This window comes from Vibrio cionasavignyae, assembly GCF_050337155.1.
GTDB lineage: Bacteria > Pseudomonadota > Gammaproteobacteria > Enterobacterales > Vibrionaceae > Vibrio > Vibrio nomapromontoriensis.
Map to the genome: position 1 here is coordinate 60,279 of NZ_JAKJSR010000016.1, position 13,991 is coordinate 74,269.

Here is a 13,991-nt window from a genome sequence, read left to right on the forward strand (position 1 = left end):
GACAGAGTGTACCAACCTGAGTCAAAACATCCTCATTAATATTGCGACATTTTGTCCCAGCTCAAATTAATTGTAGTTTACCTTTCGGAAAATTTAGCAAAATGTCGCACTTTGCCACTTTTTTCCTATAAAAATTATGGCATTGTCTTTGCTTAATATGCTGTGTCACCCCGAGCATTACGCTCTCCTATAAAAATAGACAAAAATGGATAACATTATGAAGCTCCCTCATTTGATGGTTTCAGCCCTTTCCGTGGCAGTACTTTCTGTATCGGCTTATGCAGAGACTCCTCAAAGCGAACTGCCTCACGTCAGACTTGCGACAACCACAAGCACATATCATTCTGGTTTATTAGACTACCTACTACCTGAATTTACGAAAGAAACAGGATACCAAGTGGATATTATTGCCGCTGGTACCGGAAAATCTCTTCGAATGGGCGAAAATGGCGATGTGGATCTTGTCATGACACACGCGCCTAAAGCAGAAGCTGCATTTGTAGAAGCAGGTTACGGCATCGAGCCACACAAAGTAATGTACAACGACTTTGTTATCGTCGGCCCTGAAAAAGATCCAGCCAACGTACATGACCAAAAAAGTATTGACCAAGTGTTCGATAGCATCGCCAAAACCAATGCTATTTTCATCTCACGAGGCGATGATTCCGGCACACATAAGAAAGAGCTGCAAATTTGGCAGCAGGCAAAAATTGAACCAAACTTTGGAGGTTACCGTTCTGTTGGACAAGGCATGGGACCAACACTCAACATGGCGTCCGAGATGCAGGGCTACACCATGACGGACCGTGGAACTTGGCTTGCCTACCAAGCGAAACTCGATTTAGCGGTGCTGTTTGAAGGAGATAAGCAGCTATTTAACCCTTATCAAGTCATTTTGGTTAATCCTACTCGCTTCCCAACACTAAATACCGAGGGAGCGAAAGCACTAAGTCAGTGGCTAATTTCAGACAAAGGTCAGACAATGATTAACAGCTATCGCAAAATGGGTGAACAGTTGTTTGTTGCCAATGCAGAGAAATCCAATCGTTAATGAGTATTACCGAAACGACCATGGAGGCCTTTGGCCTCCTATTTAGCCTAGACCGAGAGCTGTGGAAAATTGTCGCAGTGTCTTTTAGTGTCTCTATTTCCGCCGTCTCTTTGGTGGTCTTGCCAGCTATCTTATTTTCTTACCTACTCGCCTATAGTAACTTTCCCGGTAAATGGATGCTGTTATCTTTAGTTAATACGCTACAAGCTATCCCTACTGTGGTCATCGGATTACTGCTTTACATGCTGCTTTCTCGCTCAGGTCCATTAGGTGACTGGCAAATGCTGTTTACCCAAAAAGCCATGATCATAGGGCAAATGCTAATTTGCTTTCCAGTTCTGGTTTCTATGATGCACGGTGCTTTACAAAGCACAGACCGAAGAGCAATGGAAACCTCCATTACTCTAGGGGTGTCGAGAACTCGTACGTTGATGACTCTCATATGGGAATCTCGTTTCCCATTACTAGCAGCTGTTGTCGCTGGATTTTCCCGCATCGTCACAGAAGTGGGATGCTCAATGATGGTTGGGGGAAATATTATGGGACTCACTAGAAATATCCCTACCGCTATCGCAATGGAAAGTCATAAAGGCGCTTTTGCTCAAGGTGTAGCGTTAGGGATTGTCCTATTACTTCTGGCGTTAGTTTTAAACTTCATGCTTTCGTCTATGAGAGGCAAAGGGGTGCTGCGAACCCATTAACGCCCCTATGCGTTGTTTCATGAATAACATATTCGTTAAACAATATTATTTCGAAACACCTGAACATTCAGGGCTCGAAGGTGGCTACGAATTAGCATTCACCACTATACTTATTTAAAGGCTCTGCTTTAGGATTACAAAAATAATGACAATACAATTAAAAGCTAAGCAGATTTCCATGCGCTTCAATACTCGCGTGCTTTTCCATATCCCTGAGTTAAGTATTGGTCCCAATGATGCCGTCTACCTCAAAGGGGCAAATGGAGTAGGTAAAACGACCCTACTGAAAATTTTAGCTGGCCTGTTAAAACCTAGTAGCGGTGAAATCACCCCGAAACAAGGAGGTTTTATAAGCCGATTTTGGTCTGGGTCAGGTCGAAAAGACGTCATTTATTTGCATCAATCCGCGTACTTGTTCGATGGCACTGTTTATCAAAACGTTGTTTACGGCTTAAAGCACCGCCGACAGGACGCCCACGATAAACGTGCCGATGTTATCGCCGCACTGCGACTTGTAGGGTTAGAAACGCTTGCTGACGAACATGTTTCTGTACTATCAGGCGGCGAAAAACAGCGGGTTGCAATGGCAAGAGCTTGGGTGCTCAAACCTTCGATTTTGCTAATGGATGAGCCTAGTGCTTCCCTTGACCAAGAATCGATCGAACGCTTAGTCATTATGGCTCAAAATCTTTTGGACTTGGGCTCTAGTATTGTCGTCACAAGCCACCAAGCCAATAAACTCACGGCGTTATGCCGAAAACAGTGGTGGATAAAAGACTGTACCTTGATAGAATCGCCCTTGCTACAAGTTATCGATAAAAGCACTATCCATAAAAGCGATATCAAACAAGAGAGTACTTATGCTGCAACCAACGCAGACTAGTTGGGTTATCCTCGCCGGAGGACAAGCCTCACGCATGGGCGGAAATGACAAAGGGCTCATCGAGTTCAATGGCAAGCCATTGATTGAGCACGTATTACAACAATTGTCGTCTCAAACCAATAACATCACGATTAATGCCAACCGAAACCATCACCGTTACACGCAATATGGCCCTGTAATTAGTGACACCTTCCCAGACTATCCCGGCCCTTTAGGTGGCATTCACGCAGGCCTTCTTGCTGCAAATACTGACTGGGTCGGCTTTGTACCTTGTGACAGCCCTTTTATCGATTCATCACTCATTTCTCGATTTTGTGACAAGGTCACGCCAAATTCGGATATTCTTGTTGCGCACGATGGTGAATTTCATCAGCCCGTCTTTACGATGTTTCATCGACGGGTACTTCCCAAGCTAGAAGCATTTTTAGAAAGGGGCGATCGGAAAATCATTCTCCTTTATAAAGATTGTCACACCGATTATGTCGACTTTTCTGACTCGCCTGACTGCTTTGTTAACCTTAATACACCAGAAGAACTTGCTCGCTTGGCTGCGAACCATTGAGCAAAACCTTCTTTGATTAACGCAAAAACTGAATAGAGCTACGTCGCTTCAAAAATAAGGACTTCTGCCCAACGTAATGGCTGACGTTTCCTTCCTACAGAGCGGCTTACGAAAACCATCGAAATTAGAGTTTGTTATGACCATAAAAACTATCAACAACATTCCACTTCTCGGTTTTGCTGCATACAGCGGCACAGGTAAAACAACATTATTAGAAGCCTTATTGCCGAAATTAACCGCTACTGGGCTTAGAATTGGTGTACTAAAACACGCACACCACAATTTTGATGTCGATAAACCCGGTAAAGACAGCTACCGCTTACGCAAAGCTGGCGCGAGCCAAATGTTAATCTCTTCCCGCTATCGTCATGCCTTAATGACAGAGACGCCAGAGGAAGAAGCGAACTTCGAACACTTACTCTCCCGTTTTGACCATAAAGCACTCGACGTGATATTGGTGGAAGGATGTAAGAATATCGCGTTTCCGAAGATTGAGCTGAACCGAAAAGAATTGAGTAAACCTTGGCTTCATCCCAGTGACGAGAATATTATTGCCGTCGCAAGCGATAGCGCGCTTGACGTGTCATTACCTACTATGGACATTAATGACTTAGATGCTATCACTCAGTTTATCATCGAATACCTAGCGCCAACTGCACAAACTGAAGTAGCCGCAAGTTGCTGCGATACGCTGTCGCCTGCCTTACTGTCGGTCAAACAAGGACAGCAGAAAATACTAGAGGCAGTTTCATCAGCAGCCATGACTGAAAATGTCGAGCTCATGTCAGCGTATGGCCGCGTACTCGCGCAAGATATCGTTTCCCCTATTAACGTGCCAGCCTACACCAACTCAGCAATGGACGGATTTGCACTGCGTGCTGAAGATTTACCAACTGAAAACAATGGTCAGCAGCAATTTGATGTAGTTGCTAGTATCATGGCAGGTCACGCGTTTGACGGTATATTGCAGCAAGGTCATGCGGCTCAGATCATGACTGGCGCGCCGATGCCAAAAGGTGCAGATACGGTAGTCATGCGTGAGCAAGCAACGCACGCTAACAGCAAAGTTTCTTTTGGTAATGCTGCTATTACACCTGGTCAAAATGTCAGACAAGCTGGCGAAGATCTTGCCATCGGACAATCGGTGTTTGAGAAAGGTACCTTAATTGAAGCCCCAGAGCTTGGCATGATAGGATCACTTGGATTTGGCCAGGTTGAAGTAAAACGTAAACTTAAAGTCGCCGTCTTTTCTACTGGCGATGAAGTACAGGCGCCTGGCAGCCCTTTAAAAGCAAATTCTATCTATGATTCGAACCGTTTTACCATTATGGCAATGCTTCAAAAGCTCGGTTGCGATATTGTCGATCTCGGAATTCTTGAAGATGACGAATCTGTCATGGAAGCCGCTATCTTAAACGCCAGTGAGTCAGCGGATCTCGTGGTAACGTCCGGTGGAGTCTCTGTTGGTGATGCTGACTTTATCAAAGATGTACTTGAAAAAAGCGGTAATGTTGATTTTTGGCGCATAAACATGCGACCAGGTCGTCCCCTCGCCTTCGGCCATATTAATGGTAAACCGTTTTTCGGCTTACCGGGTAACCCTGTCGCGGTGATGGTATCGTTCATTAATTTTGTGGAGCCGGCGATTAAAAAAATGCAGGGTATCGCAGAGTTTTTGCCTTTCAAAGCAAGCGCTGTCGCTGAAATGCCGCTTCGTTCACGCCAAGGACGCACCGAATTTAGCCGAGGTGTCTACACTATGAATGAAGAAACTGGTCACTTGACAGTGCGAACGACTGGCAAACAAGGCTCTGGGATCTTACGTTCAATGAGTGAAGCAAATTGTCTCATTGAGATATCTCCGAATATCGATACAGTAAAAACCGGTGAAAGCGTGACAATTGTCCCACTTCAAGGCAGAATCTAGCGTAAAATTTTCAGCAGGTAGCAAATTATGGCTCGTACCATTCTTTACACATATAAAGACGAAGACAAAACACTGACGTTTTCTTATCAACAGCATCGCAACATCCATGAAGCGGTGGCAGAAGCTGAAGGTATCGATTTGACTGAGTTTCTAAAAATGGAACAACAAATCGAAGCAATTTCTGATACAAAGTCGGTGCGTAACTACCGTGATAATCACTTTCGTAAACTTGGTTTTACTAAATTGACGCTCGCCCAAAAAGAAAACCATGGTGTAGGTAAAAAGCCTCAATAGCCACTTTGTGTATACCATCTAGCTTAATCGCGGCAATCACCGTTATGCGAAACGTCGCGATTAAGCTTGCTCTCTTCACAAGTTCCCCTTCATTGAAAATGATGTGTCGCCATGATTACATCGACTCAACAAGCACTATCCCTTTTCTTGAACAGCAGTCCCATCTCTTTCAATCGAAACAAAAATGCTAAACGCAACGGAACTTTTGGCGTGAAATGGCAACTAAATACCCTATAGAAGATTACAATAACGAAAGTTAAGTTAGTCAATTAGGATCACATGTTTAAGTTATTATCATTAAGCGTCATATTTTTTGTACTCACTGGCTGTGCAACACAGAACCAATTAGCAAGCGAACGAGCGTTATACCAACACAACACGGATGCTCGAAATTTCTGTAAAGCCATTGACGAAGAGAATCTCTCTTATCAGTGTTTTGATGAATATGTTCTAAATTCACCCACTGTCACGCAACATGAGTTACTCACTATCAAGCAGTCACTGCAACGTGCCAAGCAACAATCTTGATAACGTATATGATGGTACAGAGCCAATAATTGCGCGAGTTAAGTGGGCTTCAGATTATATTTCCGGTTCTTCGACAAGCAGTTTTATCCCTAAAGCAATCAATACAAATCCGGTGGTCCCTTCCATCCAGCGCATGAAGCGACCACTTTTTAGCAGCGATTTAGCCGAATTGAGCATACCCGATAAACTGCACTGCCATAACATCGCAATAAGAAAATGAATCGACGCCATTGCCATTGATTGTGCAAACGGTGAATACTCAGGGTTGATGAACTGCGGCAGAAATGCCAGATAAAAGACCGCGGTTTTAGGGTTCAATACATTTGAGAGAAAGCCCTCTCTGAGCGATATTGACGTACCCACACCTTGTGAGGCTGTCTCAGCAATAGGAACACCTTTTGCTGCTCGTAGCGCTCGCAAACTCGAAATGCCCAACCATATTAAATACAGTGCACCAACACCTTTCACTAATGAAAACAGCTCGGCAGACTGCGTCAATATGACAGAGATCCCCAAAGCGGAGAACGTCGCATGGACAAACAGTCCAAGGCAAATGCCTAAACTTGTTATCGCGCCATCTTGAAAACCTCCTCTTGAGGTATTTCTTATAACCAACGCAGTGTCAAGCCCGGGAGTCATGGTGAGGATAACAATAGCGACAAGGAAAGCTTCTACATTTAGGAAATACATAACATCCACTGTTTCATGTTCATCAAGGGTAAAGTGGATTTTGACTCAAGCACAACCTAATAGCTACTAAATCGGCAGTAAATAGACAATTAATCGGTAGCAAATAAACATAAATAGTCACTCGCGGATCCGACTAAGCGCCTTCGTTAAAGTGCTAAATAGAAAAAGTGACCGACTTGTTCGCTAAATCTTTTCGTAATCTATTGTAAATGTTAACTTAGCAACATCGTTCGCTTGGAAGGTTACGTAATATGGAAAACTACAATAAACTCGTTGAACATTACAAAACAATAGCAAATTTTAATCATCTCTCTGCAATTTGTGGATGGGACGCTGCCGCGATGATGCCTTCAGGAGGCAACCAAGCTCGCTCTGAAGCCATGGCGCAATTGTCCTTACACATCCACCAACTGTCTACCGCCCCGCACCTTTCTGACTTAATTAACCAAGCCCAAGACGAAAACCTCTCTGCGCCTGAGCATGCCAGCTTACGAGAAATGAAAAGGCAATGGCAGCTAAGTACCGTAGTGCCGGAAGACTTGGTCAAAGCTAAATCATTGGCAGGTTCAAAATGTGAACACGCTTGGCGAACGCAGCGTGGGGCGAACGATTGGTCTGGTTTTTGTAACAACTTCGAAGAAGTGGTCAACCTTTCACAGCAAGAAGCGAAAATTCGTGGTGAGGTAGCTGGCCTAACACCGTACGATGCTATGCTGGACATCTACGAACCAGGCGTCAATTCTGAGCAGCTAGATAGTATTTTTGGTGACCTGACTTCATGGTTACCAGAACTTACCCAACAAGTTCAAGACAAACAAAAACAAGAATCCGTTCATACTAGTAATGAAAGCTATTCTACCTCAGCGCAAAATGCGCTAGGCCTAGAGGTAATGTCGTTACTGAACTTTGACTTTGAACATGGCCGACTCGATATTAGTTCTCACCCATTTTGTGGCGGAGTGCCGGAAGACGTTCGTATTACCACTCGCTATGACGAACAAGATTTCGTGCAATCTCTAATGGGAATTGTCCATGAAACGGGTCACGCTCGTTATGAGCAAGGCTTGCCTCGACAATGGGCTGGTTTGCCGGCTGGACAAGCTCGCTCTATGGGCATTCACGAATCTCAATCGCTGTTTTTTGAAATGCAGCTAGGGCGTAGTGACCCATTTATTGCTAACCTTGCGCCACTTGCACGCCAACATTTTAAAGGCAATGACCCATCCGTCTTTGAAGCAAACAATTTGAAGAAAATCTACACCCGCGTTCAGCCCGGTTATATTCGCGTAGACGCGGATGAGTTGACCTACCCCGCTCATGTCATCCTACGTTACGAAATCGAGCGCGATTTAATGAACGGTAAAATTAGCTATAAAGACATTCCAGAGCTTTGGGATAACAAAATGCAGCAATATCTAGGCTTATCGACAAAAGATAACTATAAAGATGGCTGTATGCAGGATATCCATTGGACCGACGGCGCATTTGGCTATTTCCCATCTTATACACTTGGGGCTATGTACGCGGCTCAATTTATGGCAGCGATGAAAAAAACCGTGGATGTAGATGACGCCATTCGCTCAGGGGAACTATCGCCAATCTTTACTTGGTTGTCTGAAAATATCTGGAGTAAAGCGAGCCTCTTAACCACAGACGAATTAGTTAAACAGGCAACTGGCGATACCCTTAACCCGCATCATTTTGAGAATCACCTCCGAAATCGTTATTTATAAGGTGAAGATAACAGCGTAGCTATTGCTCCCCATCACAATAGCTACGTTTGTAGGGCGGTTCGTACTCAAATTACCTAACTGATGACGTTTACTAAACGCCCTATGAAGCCAGTGGTTAGAGTATCTAGCGCTGCATTTAGGGAGTGCGTTTTCCGTGCTAGAACGCATATTTGTATTTGAAATAAACCTCACCACCTGTTTCTATCGATGTACTGTAATCGTACTCTTCCGCTTGCTGCCACTGGTTTGTGGTGCCTAGTCGGAATTGGTGGCTCTTGTATTGATAGCTAACAAAAGTATCGAATTTAAAACTATCCTCTTTCTCTCCATCAACCACCGTATAGAATGGATCTAGACCGACTGACCAGCCATTGCCCAGTTGTATACGATTATAACTTCCGACGGTGTAAATTGCTCTGTGATGGCTTCCGCCCAACTCACCTGCACTGCCAATAGTCACGATTGGGTATAATTGTAGGGTGTCGTTAAGTTTTAGAGAATAAATTGCGCCTAAAGATGCTGTATAGCCATGGTACTCCTCCTCACCTAGTACCTTGGCAGTGGTTATCGTATTGTCAAAGTACACCCCAAGATCACCAACTACTCCCATTCGAGCGTAACGAGTGTTGATGCTATCCAAACTATCTTTGGACTCGATAGATAATAGATTTTTACCCCAACCCACACCAACAGAGACGTCGCCGTTTGTCTCTTCACCGTTAGCGCCGTAATTCTGAGACAAGGTACCGCCTACGCTTGAGTACACTGCCGTTGGATCGCTCATGTCTACATCTTTAGCGAGTGCAGACAGTGACACAATAGTCACCACCAATAATGCTAATTTTCGTTTTTTCATTACCTTCACCCAGAACAAAAGTGGGTGGCTTTATTTACCACCCACTTTCAAAATCATGTCGCCTTTTTAGTCATCGAGTACTTTCTAGTCATCGAGTACTTTCTAGTCATCTAGTACTTTCAAATCATCTAACACGTTGAAGTCTCCAGATTTAACAATCTCACTAGGTTGGTAATGACGCATCATTAAGTTCCAGGCGCCTGTGTCGTTGTTAATATCAATATTGTTCTTCTTACCTTCACAACCAAAGTGGATGGTAAATGTTCCATCGGCATTAGGTTCGGCGGTATAAGAGTTCAAACTCGCGTTCTCAGAAAACATGTAGATGTCTTTGTTGTACACGGTAAGTGACCAGAATGCGCCGTTCTTAGGGTCATCGAAAGTAAGGACCTGACACTGCATATTGGTGTTTTGTTTGGCCGCTTGATAGACGTTATCTACGGTGTTAGCGCCAGCCCAGCCCATAGCGGCACCAATTGGGTGCTTATAAGCATCAACTTCATCGGACGCGCCAAACATATTAAAACTGTTAATCCCTTTCGAAGCGCTGACCAACAGTTCGTGATGAGTCGCTTCAAATGACTTAGTCTCGTAGTTCACAGGAACGAAAGGTACTGCGGAACCCGCTTTAAGCACTAGGTTGTTTTGTACCTCGCGCATTTTTTCCATGTCAGCTTCTGTCGCATCGGTACCTAAGCGAACGACTATCCATACGTACGGTGTAGACCCTTTGATCTCGACAATATTGGGTTCAGTACCCCCGTAGGCTAGATGACGAGTAAAGTGATTCCCATCGACTTGCTGTAATGACAGGTAACGCCCTTCCTCAACCGCAGGAAGCGTAATCTCAGCGCCCTTCGTCGTATCGACTAAAATGGTCGAGTACAGCGTGTCTTTTTGCATGCGAACCACATTTTGCTTATCAACTGGTGTAGGCTCACGGTAGTGTAGCCAATTGTTAATGCCAACGCGCTCCTGTTGGATTAAGAAGTTACGCTCAGACTCAGCTTGTGCATAGTTTCGTACCGTAACAACCTCAGACGAAGCGCTTTTGTCTTCAAAATATTTAAGGCCGTTTTCACCAGTGAAACTGTCTGTACCTCCTACTGCTGCGAACGCTGAACCAGTAAAACCAAGAGTAAGTACGGTTATTAATAGTTTTTTCATAATGCATACCTTATTTGTGTTGCAACAAGGCGACACAGACAAACCCAAAACAGCGAAACATTTTTACCGCTTTGAATTGAGTCACGATGTCTATCCTTGAGTAAGTTGAACTATTATCGAGTTGATAAAACAACGCATTTCTTAATCGTATTGTTACCTGTTAATGATATTACTGGAAATCATTAGTTCTCATAGCTGATATCCACCTAGGTAATAACAAAGGGCATATCATTTGCCTGCAACAACGGAGCGTGAGCTAACTCTTTTCAAAATATGCGGATCATTGTCGAACCTTCTATAGATATAAAAAAGCCCCATCAGAAAGATGAGGCACTATGGATCTTCACACGTTTTGGTCTAGCAGTCGTCGGGGTTTGTAAATTACGCCTCTCGCGCTAAAGAAGCATATTTAGCGACGGTATTGAATAGCTCCCTTGACCCACAGCAGGTCTTACTGGCTTTACTATCGTACTTTAGAGAGTTAATCCTGTCATGAGAACACCCGCCACGGCAAAACTGAAACCATTCACATGATTTGAGTGCGCGTAAACTGTGTTGCTCTTCTACTATCATATCGTTGTGAAACTCTGACTGCTCATAAAGCGTTGCCAAATCATGTTTTAATATCGAGCCATAAACCGAGCCCGGAGTGCCAAGGTACTTGTCGCAAGCTGTAATATCGCCATTAGGCTCTACGGTGATGATTTCTCGAGCGCAATTCTGATCCCAATAACATTGAGAATGTTGCGAGGTTTCCTGAGTCAGGTAGGCAACAATATCTTCAAACAATGGGATGGAAAGCTCGTCTCTGAATGACTGCCACCATATTTTGAATACTGCGCTAAGAAATGAAATGTATTCTCTGTAGGTGATAAATCGTTTGTCTTGCTCGATGTCCGAAGTTTGTGTATTGCTCGGTACATAGTTTAAGAACTCGACATTATCTATTTTGGCGGCAACAAGGTTACTTAACATAGGGGTAATTTCACACGTCGTGATTTCTCTATCGACCACCATCAGCGCACCATATTGAATATGATGCTGCTTAAGTCTATTGAGCGTTCGGATGATCCTGTCACTACAGCCTCTACCATTAATATCAACACGTCGACGATCATTTATAGCTGGCGAACCATCAAAACTGACGCCTACCGGAAGCCCAATGCCTTTTATAAAGGTGATCCATTCATTTGACATACTGAGCGCGTTAGTCTGAATGCTATTAGATATCTGTTGGTTTGGGGTTTTCAGTGTCTGTTGAACCCAAATGAGTTTTCTGAAAAATTCTGGTTTTAATAAGGTGACTTCGCCACCATGCCAAATAAACTCAAAGCGCTCAATATTAGGCGTAGACAAAAGCCGTTTGACCATAGTAACCATGGTTGAGAAACTCATGGTTGCATCCGGTCGATCAGACCACGATACACAGTATTTACAACGTAGATTGCACTTACGTGTCACCTTAACGATTGCCACGAGTTTATTACCTGTTACCGCACGTGACGACGTAACATTCTGATTAATTCTGTCAAACTCTATCACTTCGTCGACTGATAGCATGTTCTCCTTTGGGGTAGACCCTATGATATGGGCAGCAAGCTTTTTATAGTCCTTATTTGCCAGTGCGATAAGGTTGTCAGGGTCAATTAGCCGATTATCTATTGCCATGTGTTAACTCTTTCCTCTACGATTTCACCATCATGCATAGTCAGTTGTTTAGTCCCGTAATTCGCCGCGTGGTTTGAGTGCGTCACCATGACAATGGTTGCCCCGTTGTGATAAATCTTGCGCAAAGTTTCTAGCACGACCTTACCGGATTCACTATCAAGATTACCCGTAGGTTCGTCTGCAAGAATCAGTTTGGGCTGACTCACACAGGCCCTTGCAATGGCGACGCGTTGCTGTTGCCCGCCTGAAAGTTGGAAAGGCTTGTGGTTCAATCGGTGACCAAGTTGAATATCTTGCAAACTTTTCTTGGCCATCGATTTGGCTTGCACTGGGTTGTATCCTCGATACAACAGAGGAAGTTCAACGTTTTCAAGTGACGATAGATGCGGGATTAGGTTGAAAGATTGAAAAACGTAACCCAATGTCGCTCGTCGAACCCTTACTATATTGGTGTTGCTCATTCGAGACACCTGATGCTCATCCAATGTATATGAGCCCTGATCTAACGCTTCAAAAAGTCCTAAAACATTAAGCAATGTTGACTTTCCGCTACCAGACGGACCCATGATAGAGACAAACTCATGATTATTTATCGTCAAATCAATATCATTTAGAGCAGTGGTACGAACCGTATCGGTTTGGAAATGTTTCGTCGCGTTAGCCAGTTCAATCATTAGCAGCAACCTTTATAAATGCAGAGTGAGTGTAGGTGTTGTTATTGAGAGTAATCACGATCATTTCGCGGTCTACCCCCTCAAACAGCTCGACTTGCTTATTACTTAGCCGGCGAGCTTTTACCTTTGAGCGCACAGCGATCCGCGTCGCTGGATCGAAATGATAGAGGTATTGATGTCCATCTTCGTTGACGATGGCTTTTTCTTGGGTAATGAAAGCTTTATCTGGCGAAGTGGTTTGAATATTCACCGCGATAGATTGACCCCGAGTGAGGGTGTCAGGTTTGAGATCTTTAAATTCAAACTTGACCTTGAATTTGCCATTTTTCACGAGCTTAGAAGTCTGTTTGACTGTGAGAGCATATGGCTTGCCATCGATCGTTGCTGTAACCAATGATGTGTCATGAATTTGGTGCAAATAATATTCACCAATTTGTGCTTCCAAATGATAGGTGCTTGGCTGGTCAACTAGCCCAATGGTTTGTCCCGTAGCAATATTCTGCCCTATTTTAATATCTAGCTCTGAGACCACACCATTAAAGGGAGACCGTATGACCAACTGATCTAGCCCCTGTGAAACGAGGGCTTTCAGCTCAAATAGCTCCTCGATGGAGGTATCAATTACTTGTACGTGTTGTGACGACGCTTTCATTTCCGAACCTAGGAATTCACGTAGCAGCTTGTATCGTGTCTGCCAGTGTTCCAGCTTGTCGGTTAAATTGTGGATTTGATTCTCTTCAATGTAGCCAGAGCTAGAGATAATTCTTTTTTTAGCTAACTCTCTAGACAGTATGTTCATATTGTATTTCGCCTCACTGTAATCAAGCTGGCTGTTGAGTTGCTGACTTTCTATGGATAATTTCAGGCTACGCAGATTTGAGATCTGCTCAGCGATGAACGAAATTCGAGACGAAGTTTCCATGACAAGATTATGATTACTGAGCTCTGCAATCACGTCTCCTTTTAGTACCGACTCTGACGCAGTCCTATTGATCTGGGTGACATTTCCACCGGACAACGCTGTAAGAACGTGGCTACTGCTAGGGATGGCGATGGCTCGGGCGTGAATCGTTTCACTGACCACTGATCTTGTGACGTGATGCATGGCCACGGCGGTATCTGGAACGCGAATAGTTTCATTATTAGGTCGAAACTTCCAAGCTAACCAAACTAACATCGCAATGAGCAAAGCAATGGAAAGAAGGACAAACCATGACTTGAGATGAATACGTTTTTGAGGAATATAAGTGTCCATAG

General features: G+C 44.0%; 14 protein-coding genes. 8 read left to right on the forward strand and 6 right to left on the reverse strand.

Translation table 11 applies throughout. The features are described from left to right. The first annotated feature begins 217 nt into the window (after positions 1 to 217). From L4D74_RS12825 to L4D74_RS12855, 7 genes are all read left to right on the forward strand, one after another. Positions 218 to 1,051, forward strand: coding sequence for an ABC transporter substrate-binding protein (locus L4D74_RS12825; protein ID WP_428752470.1), 834 nt, complete (start codon positions 218 to 220; stop codon positions 1,049 to 1,051). Beyond that, the gene (locus L4D74_RS12830; protein ID WP_250619059.1) at positions 1,051 to 1,752 is read left to right on the forward strand and encodes an ABC transporter permease; all 702 of its coding nucleotides are present in this window, start codon (positions 1,051 to 1,053) and stop codon (positions 1,750 to 1,752) included. The genes L4D74_RS12825 and L4D74_RS12830 overlap by 1 nt, the downstream gene beginning before the upstream one ends. A 145-nt stretch (positions 1,753 to 1,897) precedes the next feature. Continuing rightward, on the forward strand, positions 1,898 to 2,635 hold the full coding sequence (locus L4D74_RS12835; RefSeq protein WP_428752471.1) for an energy-coupling factor ABC transporter ATP-binding protein: 738 nt from the start codon (positions 1,898 to 1,900) through the stop codon (positions 2,633 to 2,635). After that, the gene (gene mobA, locus L4D74_RS12840) at positions 2,613 to 3,197 is read left to right on the forward strand and encodes a molybdenum cofactor guanylyltransferase MobA (protein WP_428752472.1); all 585 of its coding nucleotides are present in this window, start codon (positions 2,613 to 2,615) and stop codon (positions 3,195 to 3,197) included. The genes L4D74_RS12835 and mobA overlap by 23 nt, the downstream gene beginning before the upstream one ends. Before the next feature lie 142 nt (positions 3,198 to 3,339). Next, complete coding sequence (locus L4D74_RS12845) at positions 3,340 to 5,124, forward strand: bifunctional molybdopterin-guanine dinucleotide biosynthesis adaptor protein MobB/molybdopterin molybdotransferase MoeA (RefSeq protein ID WP_428752564.1); 1,785 nt, start codon at positions 3,340 to 3,342, stop codon at positions 5,122 to 5,124. 27 nt (positions 5,125 to 5,151) lie between these two features. After that, positions 5,152 to 5,418, forward strand: coding sequence for a DUF2960 domain-containing protein (locus tag L4D74_RS12850; protein WP_250619056.1), 267 nt, complete (start codon positions 5,152 to 5,154; stop codon positions 5,416 to 5,418). A 279-nt stretch (positions 5,419 to 5,697) separates the two neighbouring features. Next, on the forward strand, positions 5,698 to 5,946 hold the full coding sequence (locus tag L4D74_RS12855; protein WP_428752473.1) for a hypothetical protein: 249 nt from the start codon (positions 5,698 to 5,700) through the stop codon (positions 5,944 to 5,946). A gap of 54 nt (positions 5,947 to 6,000) precedes the next feature. On the opposite strand, the gene L4D74_RS12860 is transcribed toward L4D74_RS12855, so the two are convergent. Beyond that, entirely contained in the window at positions 6,001 to 6,636 is a 636-nt protein-coding gene (locus L4D74_RS12860) for a LysE family translocator (protein ID WP_428752474.1), read from the reverse strand. A gap of 251 nt (positions 6,637 to 6,887) precedes the next feature. Between L4D74_RS12860 and L4D74_RS12865 the strand changes: the two genes are divergently transcribed. Beyond that, positions 6,888 to 8,369 (forward strand): carboxypeptidase M32, encoded by a 1,482-nt coding sequence (locus L4D74_RS12865; RefSeq protein WP_428752475.1) that lies wholly within the window; start codon positions 6,888 to 6,890, stop codon positions 8,367 to 8,369. A gap of 157 nt (positions 8,370 to 8,526) precedes the next feature. Here L4D74_RS12865 and L4D74_RS12870 read toward each other — a convergent pair whose 3' ends face one another. From L4D74_RS12870 to L4D74_RS12890, 5 genes are all read right to left on the reverse strand, one after another. Then, positions 8,527 to 9,225 (reverse strand): hypothetical protein, encoded by a 699-nt coding sequence (locus L4D74_RS12870; protein ID WP_265677639.1) that lies wholly within the window; start codon positions 9,223 to 9,225, stop codon positions 8,527 to 8,529. Between the two features lie 102 nt (positions 9,226 to 9,327). Beyond that, positions 9,328 to 10,392 (reverse strand): DUF1254 domain-containing protein, encoded by a 1,065-nt coding sequence (locus L4D74_RS12875; protein ID WP_428752476.1) that lies wholly within the window; start codon positions 10,390 to 10,392, stop codon positions 9,328 to 9,330. A gap of 381 nt (positions 10,393 to 10,773) precedes the next feature. Continuing rightward, positions 10,774 to 12,060 (reverse strand): radical SAM protein, encoded by a 1,287-nt coding sequence (locus tag L4D74_RS12880; protein WP_428752477.1) that lies wholly within the window; start codon positions 12,058 to 12,060, stop codon positions 10,774 to 10,776. Beyond that, a complete protein-coding gene (locus tag L4D74_RS12885) occupies positions 12,051 to 12,734 on the reverse strand; it encodes an ABC transporter ATP-binding protein (RefSeq protein ID WP_428752478.1) in 684 nt (227 codons plus the stop codon). The genes L4D74_RS12880 and L4D74_RS12885 overlap by 10 nt, the downstream gene beginning before the upstream one ends. Beyond that, positions 12,727 to 13,989, reverse strand: a complete 1,263-nt coding sequence (locus tag L4D74_RS12890) for an efflux RND transporter periplasmic adaptor subunit (protein WP_428752479.1) — start codon at positions 13,987 to 13,989, stop codon at positions 12,727 to 12,729. Before L4D74_RS12890 ends, L4D74_RS12885 begins: the two co-directional genes overlap by 8 nt. Positions 13,990 to 13,991 lie beyond the last annotated feature (2 nt).

Coding starts and splice junctions, on each gene's coding strand:
- L4D74_RS12880 (WP_428752477.1), bottom strand. CDS start 12,060: ATGGCAATAGATAATCGGCTAATTGACCCTGACAACCTTATCGCACTG.
- L4D74_RS12885 (WP_428752478.1), bottom strand. CDS start 12,734: ATGATTGAACTGGCTAACGCGACGAAACATTTCCAAACCGATACGGTT.
- L4D74_RS12875 (WP_428752476.1), bottom strand. CDS start 10,392: ATGAAAAAACTATTAATAACCGTACTTACTCTTGGTTTTACTGGTTCA.
- L4D74_RS12830 (WP_250619059.1), top strand. CDS start 1,051: ATGAGTATTACCGAAACGACCATGGAGGCCTTTGGCCTCCTATTTAGC.
- L4D74_RS12870 (WP_265677639.1), bottom strand. CDS start 9,225: ATGAAAAAACGAAAATTAGCATTATTGGTGGTGACTATTGTGTCACTG.
- L4D74_RS12850 (WP_250619056.1), top strand. CDS start 5,152: ATGGCTCGTACCATTCTTTACACATATAAAGACGAAGACAAAACACTG.
- mobA (WP_428752472.1), top strand. CDS start 2,613: ATGCTGCAACCAACGCAGACTAGTTGGGTTATCCTCGCCGGAGGACAA.
- L4D74_RS12855 (WP_428752473.1), top strand. CDS start 5,698: ATGTTTAAGTTATTATCATTAAGCGTCATATTTTTTGTACTCACTGGC.
- L4D74_RS12860 (WP_428752474.1), bottom strand. CDS start 6,636: ATGTATTTCCTAAATGTAGAAGCTTTCCTTGTCGCTATTGTTATCCTC.
- L4D74_RS12835 (WP_428752471.1), top strand. CDS start 1,898: ATGACAATACAATTAAAAGCTAAGCAGATTTCCATGCGCTTCAATACT.
- L4D74_RS12890 (WP_428752479.1), bottom strand. CDS start 13,989: ATGGACACTTATATTCCTCAAAAACGTATTCATCTCAAGTCATGGTTT.
- L4D74_RS12825 (WP_428752470.1), top strand. CDS start 218: ATGAAGCTCCCTCATTTGATGGTTTCAGCCCTTTCCGTGGCAGTACTT.
- L4D74_RS12865 (WP_428752475.1), top strand. CDS start 6,888: ATGGAAAACTACAATAAACTCGTTGAACATTACAAAACAATAGCAAAT.